General features: G+C 66.0%; 16 protein-coding genes and 2 pseudogenes. 13 read left to right on the forward strand and 5 right to left on the reverse strand.

Going from position 1 to position 19890, the window contains the following annotated elements:
• The first annotated feature begins 81 nt into the window (after positions 1-81).
• The gene (locus D9599_RS27995) at positions 82-1407 is read left to right on the forward strand and encodes a S9 family peptidase (protein WP_198384581.1); all 1326 of its coding nucleotides are present in this window, start codon (positions 82-84) and stop codon (positions 1405-1407) included.
• Between the two features lie 160 nt (positions 1408-1567).
• Here the strand turns inward: D9599_RS27995 and D9599_RS28000 are convergent, their stop codons facing one another.
• Positions 1568-2710: a serine hydrolase gene (locus tag D9599_RS28000; RefSeq protein ID WP_198384582.1), complete on the reverse strand. Its 1143-nt coding sequence runs from the start codon at positions 2708-2710 to the stop codon at positions 1568-1570.
• Positions 2711-2750: 40 nt separating this feature from the next.
• Positions 2751-4328 carry an ABC transporter substrate-binding protein gene (locus D9599_RS28005; protein WP_198384583.1) on the reverse strand — a complete coding sequence of 526 codons (1578 nt, stop codon included), beginning with the start codon at positions 4326-4328 and terminating at the stop codon, positions 2751-2753.
• Positions 4329-4418: 90 nt separating this feature from the next.
• Between D9599_RS28005 and D9599_RS28010 the strand changes: the two genes are divergently transcribed.
• Entirely contained in the window at positions 4419-5849 is a 1431-nt protein-coding gene (locus D9599_RS28010) for an amidase (RefSeq protein WP_198384584.1), read from the forward strand.
• A 134-nt stretch (positions 5850-5983) separates the two neighbouring features.
• Here the strand turns inward: D9599_RS28010 and D9599_RS31700 are convergent.
• From D9599_RS31700 to D9599_RS28030, 3 genes and pseudogenes are all read right to left on the reverse strand, one after another.
• Positions 5984-6917 (reverse strand): annotated as a pseudogene (locus tag D9599_RS31700) (transposase); the annotation flags it as partial.
• 326 nt (positions 6918-7243) lie between these two features.
• A complete protein-coding gene (locus D9599_RS28025) occupies positions 7244-7642 on the reverse strand; it encodes a MarR family winged helix-turn-helix transcriptional regulator (protein WP_198384587.1) in 399 nt (132 codons plus the stop codon).
• Positions 7643-7746: 104 nt separating this feature from the next.
• On the reverse strand, positions 7747-9090 hold the full coding sequence (locus D9599_RS28030) for a Rieske 2Fe-2S domain-containing protein (RefSeq protein ID WP_198384588.1): 1344 nt from the start codon (positions 9088-9090) through the stop codon (positions 7747-7749).
• A 253-nt stretch (positions 9091-9343) separates the two neighbouring features.
• Between D9599_RS28030 and D9599_RS28035 the strand changes: the two genes are divergently transcribed.
• The 11 genes and pseudogenes from D9599_RS28035 (at position 9344) to D9599_RS28085 (ending at position 19685) form a co-directional block, all read left to right on the forward strand.
• On the forward strand, positions 9344-10321 hold the full coding sequence (locus tag D9599_RS28035; RefSeq protein ID WP_198384589.1) for a PDR/VanB family oxidoreductase: 978 nt from the start codon (positions 9344-9346) through the stop codon (positions 10319-10321).
• A gap of 2 nt (positions 10322-10323) precedes the next feature.
• Positions 10324-11508: a Gfo/Idh/MocA family oxidoreductase gene (locus D9599_RS28040; RefSeq protein ID WP_309228735.1), complete on the forward strand. Its 1185-nt coding sequence runs from the start codon at positions 10324-10326 to the stop codon at positions 11506-11508.
• 29 nt (positions 11509-11537) lie between these two features.
• On the forward strand, positions 11538-12512 hold the full coding sequence (locus tag D9599_RS28045; RefSeq protein WP_198384590.1) for a tripartite tricarboxylate transporter substrate binding protein: 975 nt from the start codon (positions 11538-11540) through the stop codon (positions 12510-12512).
• A gap of 12 nt (positions 12513-12524) precedes the next feature.
• Entirely contained in the window at positions 12525-12710 is a 186-nt protein-coding gene (locus tag D9599_RS28050) for a hypothetical protein (protein WP_198384591.1), read from the forward strand.
• A gap of 10 nt (positions 12711-12720) precedes the next feature.
• Complete coding sequence (locus D9599_RS28055) at positions 12721-13710, forward strand: ABC transporter substrate-binding protein (RefSeq protein WP_198384592.1); 990 nt, start codon at positions 12721-12723, stop codon at positions 13708-13710.
• Between the two features lie 60 nt (positions 13711-13770).
• Positions 13771-14049: pseudogene (locus D9599_RS28060) on the forward strand (aldehyde dehydrogenase family protein); the annotation flags it as partial.
• 59 nt (positions 14050-14108) lie between these two features.
• On the forward strand, positions 14109-14906 hold the full coding sequence (locus tag D9599_RS28065) for an SDR family NAD(P)-dependent oxidoreductase (RefSeq protein ID WP_198384594.1): 798 nt from the start codon (positions 14109-14111) through the stop codon (positions 14904-14906).
• Positions 14907-15017: 111 nt separating this feature from the next.
• Complete coding sequence (locus D9599_RS28070; RefSeq protein WP_198384595.1) at positions 15018-16208, forward strand: ABC transporter substrate-binding protein; 1191 nt, start codon at positions 15018-15020, stop codon at positions 16206-16208.
• Between the two features lie 9 nt (positions 16209-16217).
• Entirely contained in the window at positions 16218-18131 is a 1914-nt protein-coding gene (locus tag D9599_RS28075; protein ID WP_198384596.1) for an ABC transporter permease, read from the forward strand.
• Positions 18128-18910 (forward strand): ABC transporter ATP-binding protein, encoded by a 783-nt coding sequence (locus tag D9599_RS28080; RefSeq protein WP_198384597.1) that lies wholly within the window; start codon positions 18128-18130, stop codon positions 18908-18910. Before D9599_RS28075 ends, D9599_RS28080 begins: the two co-directional genes overlap by 4 nt.
• Positions 18903-19685 (forward strand): ABC transporter ATP-binding protein, encoded by a 783-nt coding sequence (locus tag D9599_RS28085; RefSeq protein ID WP_309228736.1) that lies wholly within the window; start codon positions 18903-18905, stop codon positions 19683-19685. The genes D9599_RS28080 and D9599_RS28085 overlap by 8 nt, the downstream gene beginning before the upstream one ends.
• Positions 19686-19890: the final 205 nt, after the last annotated feature.

Here is a 19890-nt window from a genome sequence, read left to right on the forward strand (position 1 = left end):
ATGCGAAGCCTGAGGAGCTTGACTGTCTGAAGCATGGAGACCGGCTCACTCAATGGCCGGGTCCCGATCACAGGAGGTTTCATGTACCAAAGACTGCGTATTGCCTGCATGGCGGTCCTGGCCGCGACAGGGTTTGCATCAATGGCGCAGGCTCAACCCACATCGAGCCATGTTCCGCTCGGTGCAGCGCAAGGTGTGTACTACCAACCGGAAGGAGGAAATCCTCATGTGGCGTTCCTCATCGTCCATAGAACTTCGGATTATCTTCGGCACATTGGATGCACAGAGCTGCCGAGACGCGGATTCGCAGCCTTGTGCATGAACACGCGCTACATCAACAATGAGTTGCTTGTGGATTGGGATCGCATCGCGCTCGACGTAAAGGAAGGCATGGCCTTCCTGCGAAGGCAGCCCGGTATCCGCAGCATCGTCCTACTGGGGCATAGCGGGGGCGGCCCGACGCTCAGCTTCTATCAGGCCGTCGCGGAGGCTGGCACCGCGTTCTGTCAGGATTCGCGTAAGCTCGTCCCATGCCGAGACGATCTGGCGGGATTGCCCGCAGCTGACGCCTTGATCCTGGCGGACGCACATCCCGGCGTTCCCGTGATCTTGCTGCGAAGCTTGAATGGCGCCACGATAAGCGAGGCGCCCGGACAGTTTGACTCGAGCCTGGATCCTTACAACTCGGCTAATGGCTACAACCCAAATGGGTCCTCGCACTACTCTGCGGAGTTCCAGGCCCGGTACTATGCCGCGCAATCGGCCCGTATGAACCGGCTCACCGACGATATACTGGTCCGTCGGCAGCGGATCGCCGAAGGACGTGGACCCTATCCCGACAACGACATTGTCGTCATCCCGCACGGGGGTAACCCTGGGCCCGGTCCAGGTGGAGCCTCGCAGCTGCATAGTCTGGATACAGCGGCACCGCTTCGGCGGACGCTCCGATCACAGCAGTTGCTCCAGAACGACGGCAGCGTCGTAAGGCAGGTTGTCCAATCCGTCAGCCCGCCAGAACTGGAGACCTACGCGACCACAAACAGCTTCGATCGGGGCACCAAGTTGCTCTCGATCCGCTCTTACCTCAGCACGCAGGCCGTCCGCTCCACGAACTCCTTCGACGGCATCGATCACTGCTCATCGAACAACTCCACAATTTGCGCGGTCGGTGTCATCAGCAAGCCGTTGCTGGTCATGGGAATGACAGGTTACCTGTTCATTCGGGACTCCGAGGAGGAGTTTGACGCGGCCCGCAGCACCGATAAGAGTTTGGTTTTCGTTGAAGGCGCCACTCACGGCTTTACACCTTGCATTCCATGCGACCCAAACCCGGATGCGTACCGCAACAGCGTGCGGAACATGTTTGATTATATCGCCCGCTGGACCGAACAGCGTTTTCTGCAGTAAATTCATGGCGCCGCTCGATCCGGCAGCAATTCCCTCGCCGCGCAAAGATTATAGCTGCGCCAGGCGAGGGAGTCTTGTCACTATGCCTCAGACACACGCGCCGATGTGCAGGTCGGAATTCTCGGCCTGGCGCTGGTCCGGACGGCACTGAAGCGATCGCTTATACACAGCAGCTCTGCAGCGCCTCCACTAACGCGGCAGAGCGCGTGCTGCGCTCCAGCCCCGGATACATCGAGTTCATCGTATAGGCGAAGCCGAGCTGGCGGTCCGGGTCGCCAAAGGCCGTGGCGCCGCCGGCGCCGGACATACCGATGGCGCGCGGTCCGGTAGTTGGGAAGCTCGGTGTCGTCATGATGAAGCCGAGCGACATGGAAAGGTAGCGGCCGATCGCGTCCGTGCCGGTCCACTGGATCTCAGCCGCTCGCGTCATAGCGGCGGGCGAAAGCAGACGCACGCCGGCTAGCGTTCCGCCTTCGGCCATGGCAGCACAGATCCGAGCCAGCGACCGGGCGTTGCTGTGCCCGTTCACGGACGGAATCTCGGTGTGGCGCCAGTCGCTGCTGTTATAGTCCTCGTCGGGCCAGAAAATCCGCCAGCTGCGCCCAAAGATGTTGTCGTCCCCGGCCGCTACCCATGTCGCGGAAACGTGCTCCGATGCACCAAGAAAGGTGGCAACACGCGCCTCCTCCTCCTGTCGTAGGCCGATGCAGAACTCGATACCGAGCGGCCCTGCAACATGCTCGCGGATGAAGGCCGACGGCATCATGCCGGTGACGCGCCACAGCACCGCGCCCACAAGGAAGCCGTAATTGGCGGAGTGGTAACAAGGGGTGGTGCCAGGCTCCCACAGTGGCTGGGTACGGGCGAGCGCTTCGGTCATCCGCAGCCAGTCATAAGCCATCCCCGGTGTGGCATCGGCCGCCACCGGCACGCCGGCACGGTGGTCGAGTAGCCATTTTACCTTGGTGTCCTGCTTGCCCGCTGAAGCGTATTCTGGCCAATAGCGCGCGACGGGCGCGTCCAGATCAACAAGGCCCCGGTCCGCAGCGATGTGCAGGGCTAGCGCGACAACCTCCTTCGTGACCGATTGGACGCAGACTAGAGTGTCCGCGTCCCATTGCAGGGTTCCCGCAGCGTCGCGCGAGCCACCCCAGAGATCGACGACCAACTCACCCCGGTGCACGATTGCAACACTAGCGCCAACCTCGCCGCGGTGGGCGAAGTTCTCCTCAAAGGCTTGTCGGATGGCGGCGAAGCGAGGATCGCAGTGGCCGCGGCTCCTGGTCTGAACGCAGTCGGACACAATCTTGCTCCTTTGAATCTCGCGGGCGGTGCGAGGCGTGTCAGTTCTTGCGCAGGTTCCAGAAGACTGGGAAGCCGGACACCACGTCGGTGACGTTCGCGCGCTGCGCCGTGACTTGCCGGTACTGGCCAAGTGGGATGTAGAGCACATCCTCTAGCGCCAGCCGTTGCATCTCCACCGCGATCGCTCGCTGAGCCGCGAGATCTGGCGCATCGAGCCAGGAAAGCCGTAACGCCTCGGCGCGCGGGTTGTCCGGCCACCCGTAGAAGGCAGTGTCCGGGTTGGCGACGAGCTGCGTGTTGATGATGGGGTTGACGAAGTCGCTTCCTGCGCCGCCGCTGAAGAAGCAGCTCCAGCCGCCCTGATCGACCGGCTCCCGGCGGGTGCGGCGCTGTGACACGGTGGCCCAGTCGAGTGCCTGATAATCGACCTTGAGGCCGATTTTCTCCATCATGTCGGCGCCCACGTCGGCCAGTGCACGGAAGGTCGGGAAATCCGTTGGCACGATCAGCACCACACGTTCCCCAGCGTAGCCAGCTTCAACGATTTCTCTGCGGGCTCGGTCGAGATCGCGCGGTCCGGTCAGGGGTTCCATGCCGGCATCATTGGCCAGCGGCGTGCCCGGCGCGAAGACACCAACATTCGTCTGCCACATCGAGGGTTCGTCGCCCACGGCTGCTTGCAACATTTCGCGCTGGTCGATGGCTCGGAGCAGGGCACGCCTGATACGAGGATTATTGAAGGGCGGGTTTAGGTGATTGAGCCGCATGATGAGCATGGAGCCGGCCGGATCCAGCTGCCGCACCTGCACGCCGCGGGCCTGTTGCAGGCTGGATGTGAGGTCAGGTGCCACGTACTCCCACCAATCCATCTCACCTGAACGCATGGCGCTCGCAGACGTGGATGGATCAGGCATGGTGTGCCACTCTACCCGGTCAACATGGACCCGCTTCGGCCCGGAGGTCGCAACCGCGTCGCCCGATTCCCGCGCGCGGTATGCCGCGAAGCGGTGATAGACGGCGAGCGCTCCCGGCACTCGCTCGCCTGGAACAAAGCGGAAAGGTCCGCTGCCGATCACCTCGGGCAGGGCCACGGAGGGAGGGAGGCGGGCCAGTCGTTCTGGCAGCATTGCTGGCATCAGTGGGTTCGACTTCGCGAGCGCGTCTGGCAGGCGCGGGAACGGTCGCTTCAGCCGGAAGACGATGGTGCGGTCGTCCGCCGCGGCGACTTCCTCGGTAGCGTCGAGCAGCAGCCGTCCGAACGAGTCACGACTTCCCCAGCGCCGTATGCTGGCCACGCAATCACGGGCCAGCACCCGTTCGCCGTCGTGCCATGTCATTCCTTCCCGAATTACCAGCCGCCACCGGCGGCCATCCTCCTCGACCGAATGACCTTCCACCATCTGCGGCGTCGACCGGTACTGCGCGTCCAGACCGTAAAGGGTGTCGAACACCATGTAGCCGTGATTGCGCGTGACGTAGTTGGCTACAAAGTGCGGGTCCGTGGCCGAGAGGTCCGCCTGAGGGATGAAGCGCAAAACCTTGCTGGCCTGCGTCCGAGCGACCGAGGGCAGGAGCAGTCCTGAGGACGCTGCCAAGAGCAGATTGCGACGCTGCATTGCCTTCCTCCTGGTTACTTCGTAACCTAAGCATCTGGAGCGTGGCGAGATCAACTGCCTGTTGCCGCAACCCGGGTTAGGAGATAGCCGGTGGCCGCCTTCAGCGAGTACGGATCATTTGATGCGGTCGGCCTCGCCCAGCTAATAGAACGGCGTGAGGTCAGCGCGAGTGAGGTCGCCGAGGCGGCAGCCGAGAGGATCGCGCGCCTAAACCCGGCGCTCAATGCCTTGACGGCGTCCTTTCCGGAGCATGGCGCGGCACTCGCGGCGCAATCGCCGGTAGAGGGCCATCTCTGCGGCGTTCCCTTCCTCCTGAAGGATCTATCGACGCATCTGGCTGGCACGCGGCTGACCAATGGAAGCGCCCTTTACGCGGGTTACGTCTCCACAGAATCAAGTACCATCGTCGAGCGGTACCTCCGGGCCGGGTTGGTCATCGTTGGGAAGACCAACACGCCCGAGTTTGGCCTCTCCCCGGCGACGGAGCCCCTATTCACGGGGGCGACGCGCAATCCATGGGACCTTGAGCGCAGCGCAGCTGGTTCCTCCGGTGGATCGGCGGTCGCCGTTGCCTCAGGCATGGTGCCGGCGGCCCACGCCACCGATGGAGGTGGGTCAATCCGCGCACCCGCCTCAGCCTGCGGATTAGTCGGGCTGAAACCGACGCGGGCACGCACTCCTTCAGGCCCCTTCGCAGGCGAGGGCTGGGGCGGGTACTCCGTGGCTCATGTGCTGAGCCGCAGCGTGCGCGACAGCGCCGCCCTGCTCGACGCAACACATGGCCTAGCACCGGGCGACCCCTACGCCGCGCCCACGCCGGCAGGGCCCTTTCTCTGCGAAGTCGGCGCCGACCCCGGGCGGTTGCGCATGGCATTCACGACCCGCTTCGCAGGCGGCCCGGAAACCGAACCGGACTGCATGGCCGCGACGGAGCAGGCTGCGGCGCTCTGCGCGTCGCTTGGCCACCATGTAGAAGTGGACCAGCCCGATTTCTCGATGGACGAATTCGCCTGCAGCAACCTCGTTATCGCCACGCATATACGCCTCGCCATCCTGCAGAGGGCCATGGCCCTCGGCCGTGATGCGGAGCGTGGGGACGTGGAACCGCTCACCTGGGCGGCGGCGGAGACCGCGCGCGGAACGACGGCTGCTGAATACGCCGGCGCAATCAATGCACTGCACGGCGTTAGCCGCCGGATTGCTCGATTTTTCGATAGGTACGACGTCCTGATCACCCCAACCTTGGCGCAGGTTCCGCCCCCGCTTGGCACGCTGCGCAAACAAGACGACAGCTACGCAGAGCACCGGAGGAAGGTGCGGGACTTCGCGCCTTTCACGGGAATCTTCAACGTTACCGGCCAGCCCGCTATTTCGCTGCCGCTAGGCATGAGCCGCGAGGGCCTGCCGGTCGGTGTGCAATTCGTCGGCGGGTTTGGCCGGGAAGATGTCCTCTTGCGGCTGTCAGCGCAGCTCGAACAGGCCCAGCCCTGGTGCGGACGGCGGCCACCCTGTGCAACATAATCCAGCGCTCTGCCATGCATCTGGAGCATGGCTTACTTGCCTCCCTGCACGGCGCTCTTCAGGCGTTCAAAGCAACAAGCGTAGTCTACAATGGCCAAGCCGACCGGATCCCAACAATGTTCCGAGACGAGACAGGCGTCCTGGTCGGAGGCCTTGTTGGTCAGGTGATGCGCCACGATCACCTGTGCCGTCGCGTCCACCGCGGGACCCGCATTGTAGGCCTGCACGAAGCCGTCGCGGCCCTTCATGATCCGGCTCTCCGGGTCGGTGAAGTTGCGTTGGGCACTGGGGTTCGGTACGCCAGGTGCACGCTTCGGCTTGCGCCCACGGTGCCCGCACGGCGAGCCATCGGCCTTGGTCCCCGGATCCGGCTTGGCGGCTTCTGCGACCCGTGCCTCGGCCTCCAGCTCCGCTTTCGCGGGGTGGATCCGCTCCAGGCGGCGCCTCTTGTCGCGCATCCAATCCGGCATCTCGTCGCTGCGACGCTCGGCCCCGAGAGTGGCGTCCTCCTCGGCGTCGGCTCCCTCGGCCTGCGCCAGCCAGCCCTCAACCTCGGCCGCCGGCTCGGTTTCGGCCAGGCCCATCCGGGCGTAGCTCATCGCCTTGTGCTTGGAGACATTGGCCCGCAGCTTGGTGCCGTCCAGCGCGACATGGCCGAGCCCGACCAAGCCGGCGCGTCGGCACAAGGTGAGCACCTGCACGAAGAGCGCGGCCAGCGCCGCCAGATGACGCCGGCGGAACTCGCTGATGGTGCGGAAGTCCGACCGGTTCAGCGCCGTCACCGCCTGGAAGTCGCGGTTCGAAGCAGTGCTTCGAACCTTCGCAGGCGCGCGCAATCCGCCGCGACGAGTAGACGCCACGGCGGTAGGCGTAAAGCAACAGCCCCACCATCATCGCCGGGTGGTACGGCGAATAACCACGGGGCTCCGTGTAGGCCGAAAGGATGGCGAAGAGATCGAGTTCCTCCACCACATTGTCGCGGACCTGATGCGCAGGACGCCCCTGGGGCACGAACTCCTGCACCGAGGGCGGCAGCAGCCAGACCTCGTCCACCTTCCAGGCCGAAATCTCTTCGTCATGCCGCCGAGCGAATCGCCGCTCGCCCCACCTGTCGATCCAATTCAGCCGTTACCGAGACACGCTCCTAGAGCTGGGATGGGGCAAGCGCCACACAACTTGGCCAGGGCTATGGATAAGCATTCAACCGGGACCCCACAAAAATTGGCCTTATGTCTTTGAGGTTGCTTCTGAATCTGCTCAAAGAGCGGGGGTTCGATCGACGCCAATGGGGACCCCAGCACGTGGCCTGATCTGCAAGTAGATCCAACAGGTTACGAACTATTTAGAGTTGGGTCCCAGTTGGGTGCCGAAACACACCCGTGGCCTTTCTCCCCTCAGTCCTGCAGCGGAAAATTCCCCCGTGCCCGCCGCAGCAACGCTTTGAGCATCCGCGCCTCGTCCCCCGATAGCCCCCGCGTCGCCAGCGCGTTCACCTGGTGCGCCTCCGGCACCAGAACCTCCCGCAAGTCGCGCCCCGCCTCGGTGAGGAAGATGTGCACCTTCCGCTTATCCGTTTCCGACCGCACGCGGTGGATCCATCCCCCCGCCTCGATGCCGCGCAGCGCGATCACGGCGGTCGGCTCCATCATACCCACGCGCCGCGCGAGGTCGCGCTGGGTGATCCCGTCCTCCTCCCACAGCACGCGGAGGAAGTACCAGGCCCCCGGCGCGACCCCATGCGGCTGCAGCCGGGCTTGGAGGTGCCGCTGAATCGCGCGGTTCAGGTCGCGCACCAGGAAACCCACGCTCTCGTCGAAGGGCAGGGGGTCGATGCGCGTGCCCGCGGGCGCCGGCGGTTCCGCCGCCGGTGCCCGGATCGCCGTGGAGAGCGGCGGGCTCAGGCGACCGCCGCCTGGGCCATTTCCCGCTCCTCCGGCTCCTCCTCCATGCCCGTGAGGTAGTGGGCTTCCTCCTCCGAGGCGCCGAGCGTCCGCCAGTCCGCGGTCTTGGGCACCACCCCCTGGTAGGAGCGGAGCTTGCCCTGCGGCAGGTGCGGCGCACCCAGCCCGATCGGCTCGGACCCGGCCTCGTGCCGCGCGACCGCGTCCAGCATGATCCGGCGGAACTGGATCACCGCGATGTCGCTCGCCCCCAGCCGCTCGCTCGTGCGGTCGGCGATCGCGCCCATGGATTCCCACATCGCGATGTCCTGGTTCGGGATGCCGGGGATCCCTGTGAAGGAGTTGCCGCCCTTCATCGCCTCGCGATCCTGAAGGTAGTCGTTGGAGGCGTGCCGCTTCATCGGGCGGAAGTCGGCGTCCACGTCCACGCCCACCTCGGTCACGCAGAACTTCCGCCACGCCTCGGCCGAGATGTTCTCGCGGCCCTCCTCGGTCCAGGCGATGAAGTGGAAATAGGTGCTGGTGTCGTCCCGCGGCACGATCACGCTGGCCACGTTGTAGGTGGAGTTGGGCGGGATCAGCGCCGTGAAGGGCGCGACGAAGGTGGTGATCCGCACGTAATCCTGCGTGGCCGCGTTCATGATCGGCCGCCGGATCGCGGCGTAGCGCATGCCGTAATTCGTCACCTGCACCTGGATGCGCGGGTTCTTGTCGGTCGAGGGCCGCACCCAGTGCGTGTCCAGCGCCGCGGCATCGCCCCGCGCCGGCCGCATGTCCGAGGAGTGCAGCGAGGACGAATGCGCGCTGTCGATCTGCCCTTCCATGATCTGCGCCCAGTTGCAGGGCAGCTCGATCCGCAGCGCGGAGACACTCGCGCCGGGGGTGGGTGCCCAGGCCGGCTGCTCGAACTCGGGCATCTCCCCGGGCTTGCCCATGTAAACCCAGATGAAGCCGCCGCCCTCGCGCACGGGATAGGCCTTCTGCTTCACCCGGTCGGCGAAGCTGCTTTCCTTCGGCTCGGACGGCATGTCCACCACGTTGCCCTCCACGTCGAACTTCCAGCCGTGGTACAGGCAGCGCAGCCCGCAGTTCTCGTTGCGCCCGAAGGCGAGCGAGGCCTTGCGGTGCGCGCAGAACTCGCCGAGCACGCCCGGCCGTCCCTCGCTGTCGCGGAAGGCCACCAGCTTCTCCCCGAACAGCGTCACCCGCACCGGCTTGCCGTCGGGTTCGGCCACCTGCTCGGACAGCAGGGCCGGCACCCAGTGGCGGCGCATCAGGCGCCCCATCGGCGCATCGCCCTCCACGCGGCACAGGGTCTCGTTCTCGGCGGCGGTCAGCATGGGACGCGTTCTCCCGATGGGCTAGGCAGGCCCGGTGAATAGTTAGAGCGCTAAGTTTATGCTGATGCTTCTCTACGTCAAGCGAGAAGCACGCGGATCTTCCTCCGTCGGCACAAGCCCATGAGCGCCCCCGGCACACCTCCACGAAACGTGATGCAGGTGATTTTCGGGAAACACTCTTGCTTAGTGAAGCTTAGTCTTCTAAGTATGTTCTATACGCAGTCCTCAGAGGCCGCCAGGAGGAACACGCCCCATGCTCGAAGCGCCCGCCGAAGGCGAATTCATGCCCCTCCGGGTAACCCGCGCGGAGCCTGCCGCCGACGGAATCCACCTTTTCGAACTGCGCGCCCCTGATGGCGCCGAGCTGCCGCCCTTCACGCCCGGCGCCCACCTTTCCGTGCGCGTCCCGTCCGGGGCGATGCGTAACTACTCTCTTTGCAACGACCCGCACGAGCGTGACCGTTACGTCATCGCCGTTAAACGTGAGGGGGGCGGCCGCGGCGGCTCCGTCGCGCTGGTCGACAACACGGCGGAGGGCGCGACGCTCGACGTCTCGGCGCCGCGCAACCTGTTCGAGCTGGACACGAGCGCCCCGGAATACATCTTCGTTGCGGGCGGCATCGGCATCACGCCGATCCTGGCGATGATCCGCTATCTCAAGGCCACCGGCGGCAAGCCCTTCCGCCTCTTCTACCTCACGCGCCACACCGCCGGCACCGCGTTCCACGCGGAACTCTCCGACCCTGCCTTCGCCGGCAGCAACGCCGTGGTCATCCACCACGACGAAGGCAACCCCGCCAACGCCTACGACCTCTGGCCCGTCTTCGAGGAGCCGACCAAGGCCCACATCTACTGCTGCGGGCCGCGCCCCCTGATGGACGCCGTGCGCGACATGACCGGTCACTGGCCGGAGAACAGCGTCCACTTCGAGGATTTCGGCTCGGACCTCGTCCGCCCCCGCGCCGACGACAAGCCTTTCACCATACGCCTCGGCGCGGATGGCGACCCGCTCGAGGTTCCCGTGGGCACCACCATCCTGGAGGTGTTGCGCGCCCACGGCCGCAAGCTCCCCTCCTCCTGCGAGAGCGGCACCTGCGGCACCTGCCGCACCCGCTACACCGCCGGCGAGGTGGACCACCGCGACATGGTCCTCACGCCCGCCGAGCAGAAGACGGCGCTCATGATCTGCGTCTCCCGCGCCAGGACCGACAGCCTCGTGCTGGAGCTCTAGGCGTGCGGCGCATCCGCCTCGGCGTCGCCGGCCTCGGCCGCGCCTTCATGCTCATGCTGCCGACCCTTGCGCGCGACACGCGCGTGGAGATGGCCGCCTGCGCCGACCCGCGCCCCGAGGCACGCGCGCGCTTCGCTCAGGATTTCGGCGCGCGCACCCACGACAGCGTGGAAGCCCTCTGCGCCGATCCCGGCCTCGACGCCGTCTACATCGCCTCACCCCACCAGTTCCACGTCGCCCATGTCCGCGCCGCCGCGGCCGCCGGCAAGCACGTGCTGGTGGAGAAGCCGATGGCGCTGACCGTGGAGGACGGCCTCGCCATGATCGCCGCGGCGCGCGAGGGCGGCATCCACCTCCTCGTCGGCCACAGCCATTCCTTCGACGCGCCCTATCTCCGCGCGCGCGAGATCATCCGCTCCGGCGAATACGGCGCCATCCGCATGGTCACGGCGCTCAACTTCACCGACTACCTCTACCGCCCCCGCCGCCCGGAGGAGCTGGACACGGCGCAGGGCGGCGGCGCCATCTTCTCCCAGGCGCCGCACCAGGTGGAGGTCGCGCGCCTTCTCGCCGGCCGCCCCGCGCGCTCCATCCGGGCCACCGCCACGGTGTGGGACCGCGCCCGCGGCACGGAGGGCGCCTTTAACGCCCTGCTCGACTTCGGCGAGGGCCTGTCCGCCACCCTCACCTACAACGGCCACGGCCACTTCGACACGGACGAGTTCCAGGACTGGATCGGCGAGATGGGCGCGCGGCGCGATCCGGCCGCCTACGGCACCGCCCGCGCCGCGCTCCGCGCCGTTTCCTCCCCGGAGGAGGAAGCCGCCCTGAAGGAGCGCCGCGCCTACGGGACCGGCAGCGGCGCCGCCGAGGCCCGCAACGCGCCGCCGCCCCCCGCCTACAACCACTTCGGCCTGGTCATCGCCTCCTGCGAGCGCGCCGACCTCCGCCCCACGCCCTCCGGCGTCATGGTCTATGCCGACCATGGCAGGCACTTCGACCCGCTGCCGCCGCCGGACGTCCCGCGCGCGGAGGTGATCGACGAGCTGCACGCCGCCATCTTCAACAACACGCCCCCGCTGCACGACGGCGCCTGGGGCCTCGCCACCGCCGAGATCTGCCTGTGCCTTCTCGAATCCGCGCGAACGGGAAGGGAGGTGGCGCTGCGCCACCAGGCCACGCCATGATGGGCGCAACGAGAAACGGGAGAGAAACCATGAACCCAGCCGCCCCAGCGCGCCGCCACGTCCTCGGCCTTGCCGCCCTGGCCACCCTCGTCCCTGCGGCGGCGCGCGCGCAGTCCCGCGCCATCCGGCTGGTGGTCCCCTACGCTCCCGGGGGCACCAACGACGTCACCGCCCGCCTCCTGCAGCACCGCCTCAGCGAAGGCCTGGGGCAGACCTGCGTAATCGAGAACCGCTCCGGCGCCAGCGGCGCGATCGGCGCGCAGGAGGTGGCGCGCTCGGCCTCCGACGGCCAGACCCTCCTCTACTCCAACGAGGTCCACCCGATCCTCAAGCTAGTCCAGCGCGGCGTTCCCTTCGACGCGGTCGAGGACTTCACCCCGGTCTGCCGCACCGTCAGCATCCCCTATGTGCTCGTCGGCGGCATGAAGGCCGGGCAGCCCACCGATCCCCGCGCGCTTCTCACGGCGGTGAAGAGCAAGCCCAACGACTTCACCTTCGCCTGCTCGTCCCTCGGCTCCGTCGGCCATCTCGGCGCGGCGGCGCTGGGGCAGCGCCTGGAGGTGGAGGTCACCACTGTGATCTACCGGGGCACCGGCCCCGCCATCAACGACGTCATCTCGGGCGCCGTGCCGCTGATGTTTGCCCCAGTCGGCGCCGTGCTGCCGATGATCCAGGGCAACCAGCTCCGCGCCTATGCCGTCACCGCCCCCGCGCGCCTTTCCTCCATGCCCGACACGCCGACCATCGGCGAAGCCGGCCAGCCCGAGATGCTGTTCGAGGGCTGGTGCGGCATCTGGGGCCCCAAGGGCCTGCCCGAGGCGCGCGTGGACGCCACCCGCACCGCCACCCAGGCCGCCCTGCGCGACGCCGAGGTCGTGCAGCGCCTGGCCGCCATCGGCTGCGCCCCGATCATCGAGAGCACCGCCGACTTCGCGAAGCTCATGGTGGCCGAGCAGGCCCGCAACGCCGCCATCATCCGCGCCGCCGGCATCCAGCCGGAATAAAGGGGAACACCCATGGCCCTGATCCGCATCGAGCCCGTGCGCGACGAACGCTCCGGCCGCTACTTCCTGGAAATCTACAACCCGCACGACGCCGAGGCGCCCTTCGTCACCACCCAACCCCGCTACGGCTCGGCGGCGGCGGCCGAGAACGATCTCGTCGCCATCCTCGCCTCCGCCGCCAGCGCCCCCCGCGCCTAGGAGCCACCGCTTGTCCGCTCTCCGCCTCTCGCTCGCCATCGGCGACTACGACCGCATCCGCCCGCTGGTGGACGGCAACGTCCGCATCGATGGCGTGGACCCAGCCTTCTCCATCCTCGACCCCGAGGAAATCTTCTTCCGCGCCTTCAAGTACGCGGACTTCGACATCTGCGAGCTGTCGCTCTCCTCCTACACGGTGAAAACCGCGAACGGGGATTGCCCCTACGTCGCCGTGCCCGTGTTCCCCTCCCGCGCCTTCCGCCACACCTCCGTCTATATCCGCACGGACCGCGGCATCGCGAAGCCCGAGGACCTGCGCGGCAAGCGCGTGGGCGTGCCCGAGTACCAGCTCACCGCCAATGTCTGGGTGCGCGCCATCCTCGAGGAATACGGCGTGCGCCCCGCCGACATCACCTGGGTGCGCGGTGGCTACGAGCATCCCGGGCGCGAGGAGAAGATCGCGCTCAAGCTGCCCGCCGAGGTCCGCCTGGAAAGCCTCCCCGCTGGCGCCACCATCTCCTCGGCGCTGGCCGACGGCACCATCGACGCCGTGATCGGCCCCCGCGCCCCCTCCTGCTTCGAGCGCGGCCACCCCCAGGTGGGCCGCCTCTGGTCCGACCCTGTCGCCGCCGCCTCCGAATGGTACGGCAAGCACCGGATCTTCCCGATCATGCACGTGCTGGGCATCCGCAAGGACGTGGCGGAACAGCACCGCTACCTCCCCGGCGCACTCGTGAAGGCCTTCGAGGAAGCCAAGGCCTTCGCGCTCGCGCGCCTCTCCAACACCGCCGCCACCAAGGTCACGCTTCCCTTCGTGGAGGAGCGACTGCAGCAGGCCCGCGCCCTGATGGGCGAAGACTTCTGGTCCTACGGGCTGGAGGCCAACCGCGCGGGCATCGACACCTTCCTCGCGGCCCATCACGCCCAGGGCCTCTCCTCCCGCCGCCTCGCGCCCGAGGACCTCTTCCACCCCGCCTCGCTCGAATCCTTCCGCCTCTAGCCAGCAGGAGAGACGACGCCATGCCCGCCATCCAGAACCGCGCGGAGCGGCCCCGTTCTTTCCGTGTTGAAGTGGGAGGACGAGGGCGAGATAATCGAGGCGGTCAGTGCCGTGGACTACGGGCTTACAGCATCGATCTGGACGCGGGACGTGGTGCGGGCACACCGCACCGTATCACGCATCAAGGCCGGGCTGGTCTGGGTGAACAGCAGCTCCGATCATTTCCTCGCTCTGCCCTTCGGTGGCTTAAAGCAGTCCGGATTGGGCCGGGAGGAGAGCATCGACGAGCTGCTGGCCTACACGCAGGTCAAATTCGTAAGCATCTCGCCTGATATTTGACGTTGAACGGTCTGGCACTCGCCAGACCGGCGGTTCAAGATGGATCGGGGAAGCGCCCAATGACCGTTATAACGGCTACCCGCCCGGACGTGGGCAACGCATTCGATTTGCGAGGCCATGTGGCCATCATCACCGGCGCGGGTCAGGGGATAGGCCGCGCCTTCGCCAAGGCCTTTGCCGCGGCTGGCGCGGTCCCTGTAATTGCCGAGATGAACGCGGCGCGCGGCGATGCCGTGGCGCGGGAAATTGAGGAGGCTGGTCACGAGGCCATCGCTCGAGCCGTGGACGTCTCCGACGCCGCCTCCGTCGATCGCCTCGTCGCAGAGGTGATGGACCGCAAAGGCCGGGTGGACGCGCTGATCAACAACGCCGCCATCTTCTCTACCTTGGCCATGCGGCCGTTCGAACAGATCCCGCTGGAGGAATGGGACGCGGTGATGCGCGTCAACGTCACGGGAACCTTTCTCTGCGCGCGCGCTGTCGCGGCGCCGATGCGGGCGGCCGGACGTGGGAGGATCATAAATCTCTCCTCCTCCACCGTTTCTATGGGGCGGCCTAACTACCTACACTACGTTACCTCCAAGGCCGCCGTGATTGGGATGACCCGCTCCATGGCGCGGGAACTGGGGCCGGACGGGGTGACAGTGAACGCCATTCTGCCCAGCGCGACCTTCACGGAGGTGGAGCGAGCGACGGTGACGCCACAGCAGCGCGCCGCCATCGCGGCCACGCAGTGCATCCCGCGGTCCCAAACCCCGCAGGACCTGATCGGCACGGCGCTGTTCCTAGCGTCCGACGCCTCCGCCTTCGTGACCGGCCAAGCCATCGCTGTGGATGGCGGTGCCACACATCGCTGAAAGCTGAAAAGATCGGTGCTTTCGAGCGGTGTCGCTCCTCAGCGACCCGTACCCGCTATCCAGATATGCAGACCGCGCGCCACAGAGTGCGCGGCGCAGGGAGAAGAGACGATGAACCCGTTCCACAAAGGCCGACGTGTCGGCCTCGCCGCGCTGATGCTGCTCATGCTGGTTGCCGGCGCTGCCCGGGCCCAGTCGCCGTTGCAGGTGACTGTCATTCTGCCGCTAACAGGCAATGGTGCCTTCCTGGGCCAGGGGCAACAGCGCACGCTTCAGGCCCTGCAGGCGCAGGTGAACAAGGATGGCGGGGTTGGCGGCCGTCAGCTGGAATTCGTGTACCGTGACGACCAGAGCAGCCCACAGGTGACGGTGCAGCTAACCAACGCGGCGGTTGCACAGCGGCCGGCCGTGCTGCTTGGCTCTTCCCTCGTGGCCATGTGCAACGCCATGGTGCCGCTGGTTCGCAACGGGCCCTTCACATACTGTCTGTCGCCGGCCATCCAGCCAGCGGCCGGTGGCTATATGTACTCCTCCGGTACTTCTACCCATGACCTGCTGGCTGCAGATTTCCGCTACTTCCGCTCGCGAGGCTGGACGCGGGTAGCACTGATCTCCTCCACCGATGCTACTGGACAGGATTTCCAGAACGGCGTGAACGCTGCCCTGCGAATGCCGGATAACGCTGGCATTCAGATCGTGGAGAACGCCCGCTTCAACCAGACCGACGTGAGCGTCAGTGCACAGATGGAGCGTATCCGCGCCGCCGACCCGCAGGTTCTGGTCACCTGGACCACCGGGGGCCCAATCGCCACCGTTTTCAAAGGCATCGTCCAAGCGGGGCTGAACATCCCGGTAATGACCACGAACGGCAACCAGATTTTTGAACAGATGGACCAGTACGCCGAGTTCCTCCCGCGTGAGCTCTACATCGCCACCTCTCTCTTTCCGCCGCATGAGGGCCGCCTCACCTACGAGCCCGGGGTGGAGCAGGCGCAGCAGCGGTTCTATACGGCAATGAACGAGGCGAAGATCGGGATCGACAACCGGGCCGCGCTCGCTTGGGACGCCGCCAACCTGCTGGTGGAGGCGTTGCAGAAGCTTGGCCCCGGTGCCACGGCCGCGCAGGTCAAGGCGCATATGGAGGGTCTGACCGGCTGGGCGGGCATCAGCGGCATCTACGACTTCCGTCAAGTGCCCTCCCGCGGGCTCGGCATAGCCAACGCTGTCGTCACCCGCTGGGACCCTGCCGCGCGCCTCTGGACGGTGGTGAGCCGGCCGGGCGGCGAGCCCTTGACCCCATAACGCCCCGTTATGAGCACCTTTCTTCAGATCCTGATCGGCGGCCTGCTGCAGGGCAGCGTCTTCGCGATGATCGCGCTTGGCTTTTCGCTAGTATATCGCGTCACAGGCATCGTTAACCTCTCGCAGGGCGCCTTCTGCGTCCTAGGGGCGATGGCCATGTATTTGCTCCAGACGGTGCTGGACCTGCCGGTCCCGCTCGCTCTGGCGGGGGCGGCACTTGTCACCGTCGGGGTGGTGGTCCTACTCGGGTCTTTTACCCTGCTGCCTGCCATCTCCAACCTGCCGCCCAGTAGCACGCTGATGCTGACGGCGGGGCTCCTGATTTTCTTCGAGGGGCTGGTACTCGTTCTCTGGGGCAGTCAGCCCTATGCCATGCCGCCCTTTTCCGGCGAGGCACCGGTCGTGGTCGCCGGGCTGCGCGTCCCCTCCCAGGGACTCTGGGTCTTGGGTACCTGTGTGGTGATGACCGGGGTGCTCTGGTACCTGTTGCAGCGCACGCGCACCGGCCGCGCCCTGCGCGCCTGTGCCGAGAACGGCACGGCCGCACGGCTGATGGGCATTGACGTGCCGCGCATGATGCTGCTCAGCTTGGCCATTGCGGCACTGATAGGGGCCGTAACGGGGGTGATGATCGCACCCATCGCCTCCATGCAGTTCGACACAGCCAGCTTTTACACCACCTTCGGCTTTATCGCCGTGGCCATCGGAGGGATAGGCTCCTTCGTAGGTGCCGTCGCTGGCGGTCTGGTGCTGGGCGTCGCGACGCAACTCGCTGCCGGCTACCTGTCTGAGATCTTTTCCACTACCCTCGCCCTAGTCCTGCTGCTCGCGGTACTCGTGCTTCGCCCTTCCGGCATGTTCAGCGTCGGGCGACCGCAGCGCACCGATGTACGGGTCGACCAGCACGCCCACCGATCATTGGTGCGTTTCGACAGCGCGGCCTCTGTCACTCTGGGGCTGATGCTGCTCGCCCTACTGGCCTCGGCTCCCTTCCTGCCGCTGCCACCCGGCATGATGGAGTCACTCTCGATCACGCTGATTGTTTTCATCGCCGTGCTGGGTCTGGACGTGCTGATGGGTTTCGCCGGACAGGTCAGCCTTGGGCAGTCCGGCTTCATGGCAATCGGCGGCTATGCGGCGGCCATCCTCTCCGCTACCTATGGATGGTCACCGATTTTCAGCATCCTGGCCGCGCTGCTGCTCTCGGGCATCTGCGCCATGGTGCTTGCGCTGGTGACGATGCAACTCCGTGGCCACTATCTCGCGCTTGCCACTCTCGCCTTCGCGCTGTTGATCGACTCCCTTGCAATCGGGCTGGTGGATCTGACCGGCGGCCCGTCCGGCTTCGTCGGCATTCCAATCCTGGAGGTTGGGCCGCTCGCCTTCGATACGCCGCAGCGGATGTATTACCTCGTCCTCGCGGCTGTCGTGCTGCTGGTCCTGCTACTCGCCGGCGGGCTGCGCTCCGGCTTCGGCCGCGCGCTTATGTCAGTGCGCGCGGATCAGAGTGCCTCTGCGGCACTTGGCATGCGCGTCGGGCACATCAAAGTGACCGCAATGGTGCTCAGCGCTCTGCTCGGTTCGCTTGCGGGCAGCCTCTATGCCTTCCAGTTTCAGTTCCTCTCACCAGACATGGTCTCTACCATGCGCTCCTTCCAACTCATCGCAATGCTGGTCCTTGGCGGGGAGGCGACGCTCGTCGGCGGCTTGCTGGGCGTGGCTATGCTGACGCTCTTGCCGACACTTTTCCAGCCGCTCGCCACCTACCGACTGCTAGCCGAGGGCGCCCTGCTGGTCCTCGCTTTCCGATTTCTGCCGGAAGGCATTTACGGACGCTTGGTCATGCTGGCCGGATGGATGAGGCCGATTTCATCCTTGCCGAGGCCGCTGGCGACACGGGAGACAACGGAGACACGCGTATGACACGCACCGCCCTCGAAGCCATCAACCTGTCCAAGCACTTTGGTGGTGTCCTGGCGCTAAATGACGCATCCTTCACTGTGCCGGAGGGGAGCCTCTGCGCGCTGATAGGCCCGAATGGTGCGGGCAAGTCCACCATCTTCAATCTAATCACAAACTTCTACCCGGCGAGTTCCGGCGAGGCGCGCCTCTTTGGCGAGACGCTGACGGGTTGCCCCGCCGCGCGCATCGCTGCGCGTGGGTTGGTCCGCACTTTTCAGACTGCCCGCGTCTTCCCAGGAATGACGGCGCTTCAGAACGTACTGGCCGGTGCGCGAATGCACCAGCACTCCTCCGGTCTCGCGCAGATGCTTTGGTTGCGTGGCGCCAGGCGAGAGGAGCAGGCCCTTTCTCGGCGGGCGGAGGGGTTGCTAGACCTCGTCGGCCTGTCCGCCTTCCGCGATGCGGCTGCGACCGATTTGCCCATGGGCGCGCAGAAGATGCTGGAGGTAACCCGTGCGCTAATGGCCCGACCTCGCGTGCTGCTGCTGGACGAGCCAGCTGCCGGGCTGAACGACACGGAGACGGTCGAGCTCGCCGCTCTACTCCGAGCCGTGCGGGGCAATGGCGTCACGATCATGGTGGTGGAGCACAACATGGCCTTGGTGATGAACATTGCCGACCAGATCGTGGTGCTGGATGCGGGCTGCGTGGTGGCCGACGGCACGCCCGTCGAAATTCGGGGCAATCCGCGTGTGATTGAAGCCTATGTCGGGCGCGACGAGGAGGTGGCTAGTGCTTGAGCTGCACGGGATCTCCGCCGGTTACGGTCGGAACGTAGTGCTGCGGGAATGCCGCCTGAAGGTCCAGCCAGGGGAGGTGGTAGCGCTGATCGGCGCTAACGGCGCCGGCAAGTCAACGCTGGTGAACACCGTTTCGGGGCTTCTTCCCTGCCGCGGTGGCAGTATTCTACTGGATGGTGAGCGGATTGACGGGCTCTCGCCACGCGGTCGGGTACGCCGAGGTATCGCCCATGTGCCGGAGGGACGGCAAATCTTCGGCGGATTGTCGGTGAAGGACAATCTCATCCTCGGCGCCTATGCGAGCGAGGAGATGCGAGACGCCGCCGCGCTGCAGGAGCGGATCGCGGAGAGCTGCCACTTCTTTCCCACGCTACAGGACCGTATGGGAGAGGCAGCCGGCAACCTCTCTGGCGGACAGCAACAGATGCTGGCGATCGCACGAGGGCTGATGGGCCGCCCACGCTACCTGCTGCTGGATGAGCCCTCGCTTGGCCTTGCCCCCCTGCTGGTTAGCGAGATCTTCCGCTTGGTCACCCAACTGCGTCATGCCGGTTTGAGTATACTTCTTTCCGAGCAGAATGCGCGACAGAGTCTTAAAGTGTCTGACCGCGCCTACGTAATAGAAATGGGCTGCATCGTACTACAGGGATCGTCTCAGGAGATTTTGGCTACAGAGGAGATTGCCGAGAAATACCTTGGAGGTGGCCCCTCTGCCGGAGTCGACCCTAAAGTCCAAGTCACCATGAGCGCCCGTCTGCAGGAGATCCTGAACTAAGCTTGAATTTGGCCATTCAGCCAGCGTGGGACTGAGTAGCATGAATCGGCTTGCAAGCGCGGTGAGCCTCGGAAGCATCCGCGATCACGCGACGCGCACATAGTCTGGGCGTTCGAGATCAAACACATGGTTCAGCACACCGATAGGGACAGCCATCTCGGTCGTACGGCGCTCGTCGGTACACGACGCAGCGCGCCCCCTATAA

The organism is Roseomonas sp. KE2513, assembly GCF_016107305.1.
Taxonomy (GTDB): Bacteria; Pseudomonadota; Alphaproteobacteria; order Acetobacterales; family Acetobacteraceae; genus Roseomonas.

What these genes read in the sequence shown, in the direction of transcription:
- D9599_RS28065 (WP_198384594.1), top strand. Translation starts at nt 14,109, where the DNA reads ATGACCGTTATAACGGCTACCCGCCCGGACGTGGGCAACGCATTCGAT.
- D9599_RS28035 (WP_198384589.1), top strand. Translation starts at nt 9,344, where the DNA reads ATGCTCGAAGCGCCCGCCGAAGGCGAATTCATGCCCCTCCGGGTAACC.
- D9599_RS28080 (WP_198384597.1), top strand. Translation starts at nt 18,128, where the DNA reads ATGACACGCACCGCCCTCGAAGCCATCAACCTGTCCAAGCACTTTGGT.
- D9599_RS28070 (WP_198384595.1), top strand. Translation starts at nt 15,018, where the DNA reads ATGAACCCGTTCCACAAAGGCCGACGTGTCGGCCTCGCCGCGCTGATG.
- D9599_RS28005 (WP_198384583.1), bottom strand. Translation starts at nt 4,328, where the DNA reads ATGCAGCGTCGCAATCTGCTCTTGGCAGCGTCCTCAGGACTGCTCCTG.
- D9599_RS28045 (WP_198384590.1), top strand. Translation starts at nt 11,538, where the DNA reads ATGAACCCAGCCGCCCCAGCGCGCCGCCACGTCCTCGGCCTTGCCGCC.
- D9599_RS27995 (WP_198384581.1), top strand. Translation starts at nt 82, where the DNA reads ATGTACCAAAGACTGCGTATTGCCTGCATGGCGGTCCTGGCCGCGACA.
- D9599_RS28075 (WP_198384596.1), top strand. Translation starts at nt 16,218, where the DNA reads ATGAGCACCTTTCTTCAGATCCTGATCGGCGGCCTGCTGCAGGGCAGC.
- D9599_RS28030 (WP_198384588.1), bottom strand. Translation starts at nt 9,090, where the DNA reads ATGCTGACCGCCGCCGAGAACGAGACCCTGTGCCGCGTGGAGGGCGAT.
- D9599_RS28050 (WP_198384591.1), top strand. Translation starts at nt 12,525, where the DNA reads ATGGCCCTGATCCGCATCGAGCCCGTGCGCGACGAACGCTCCGGCCGC.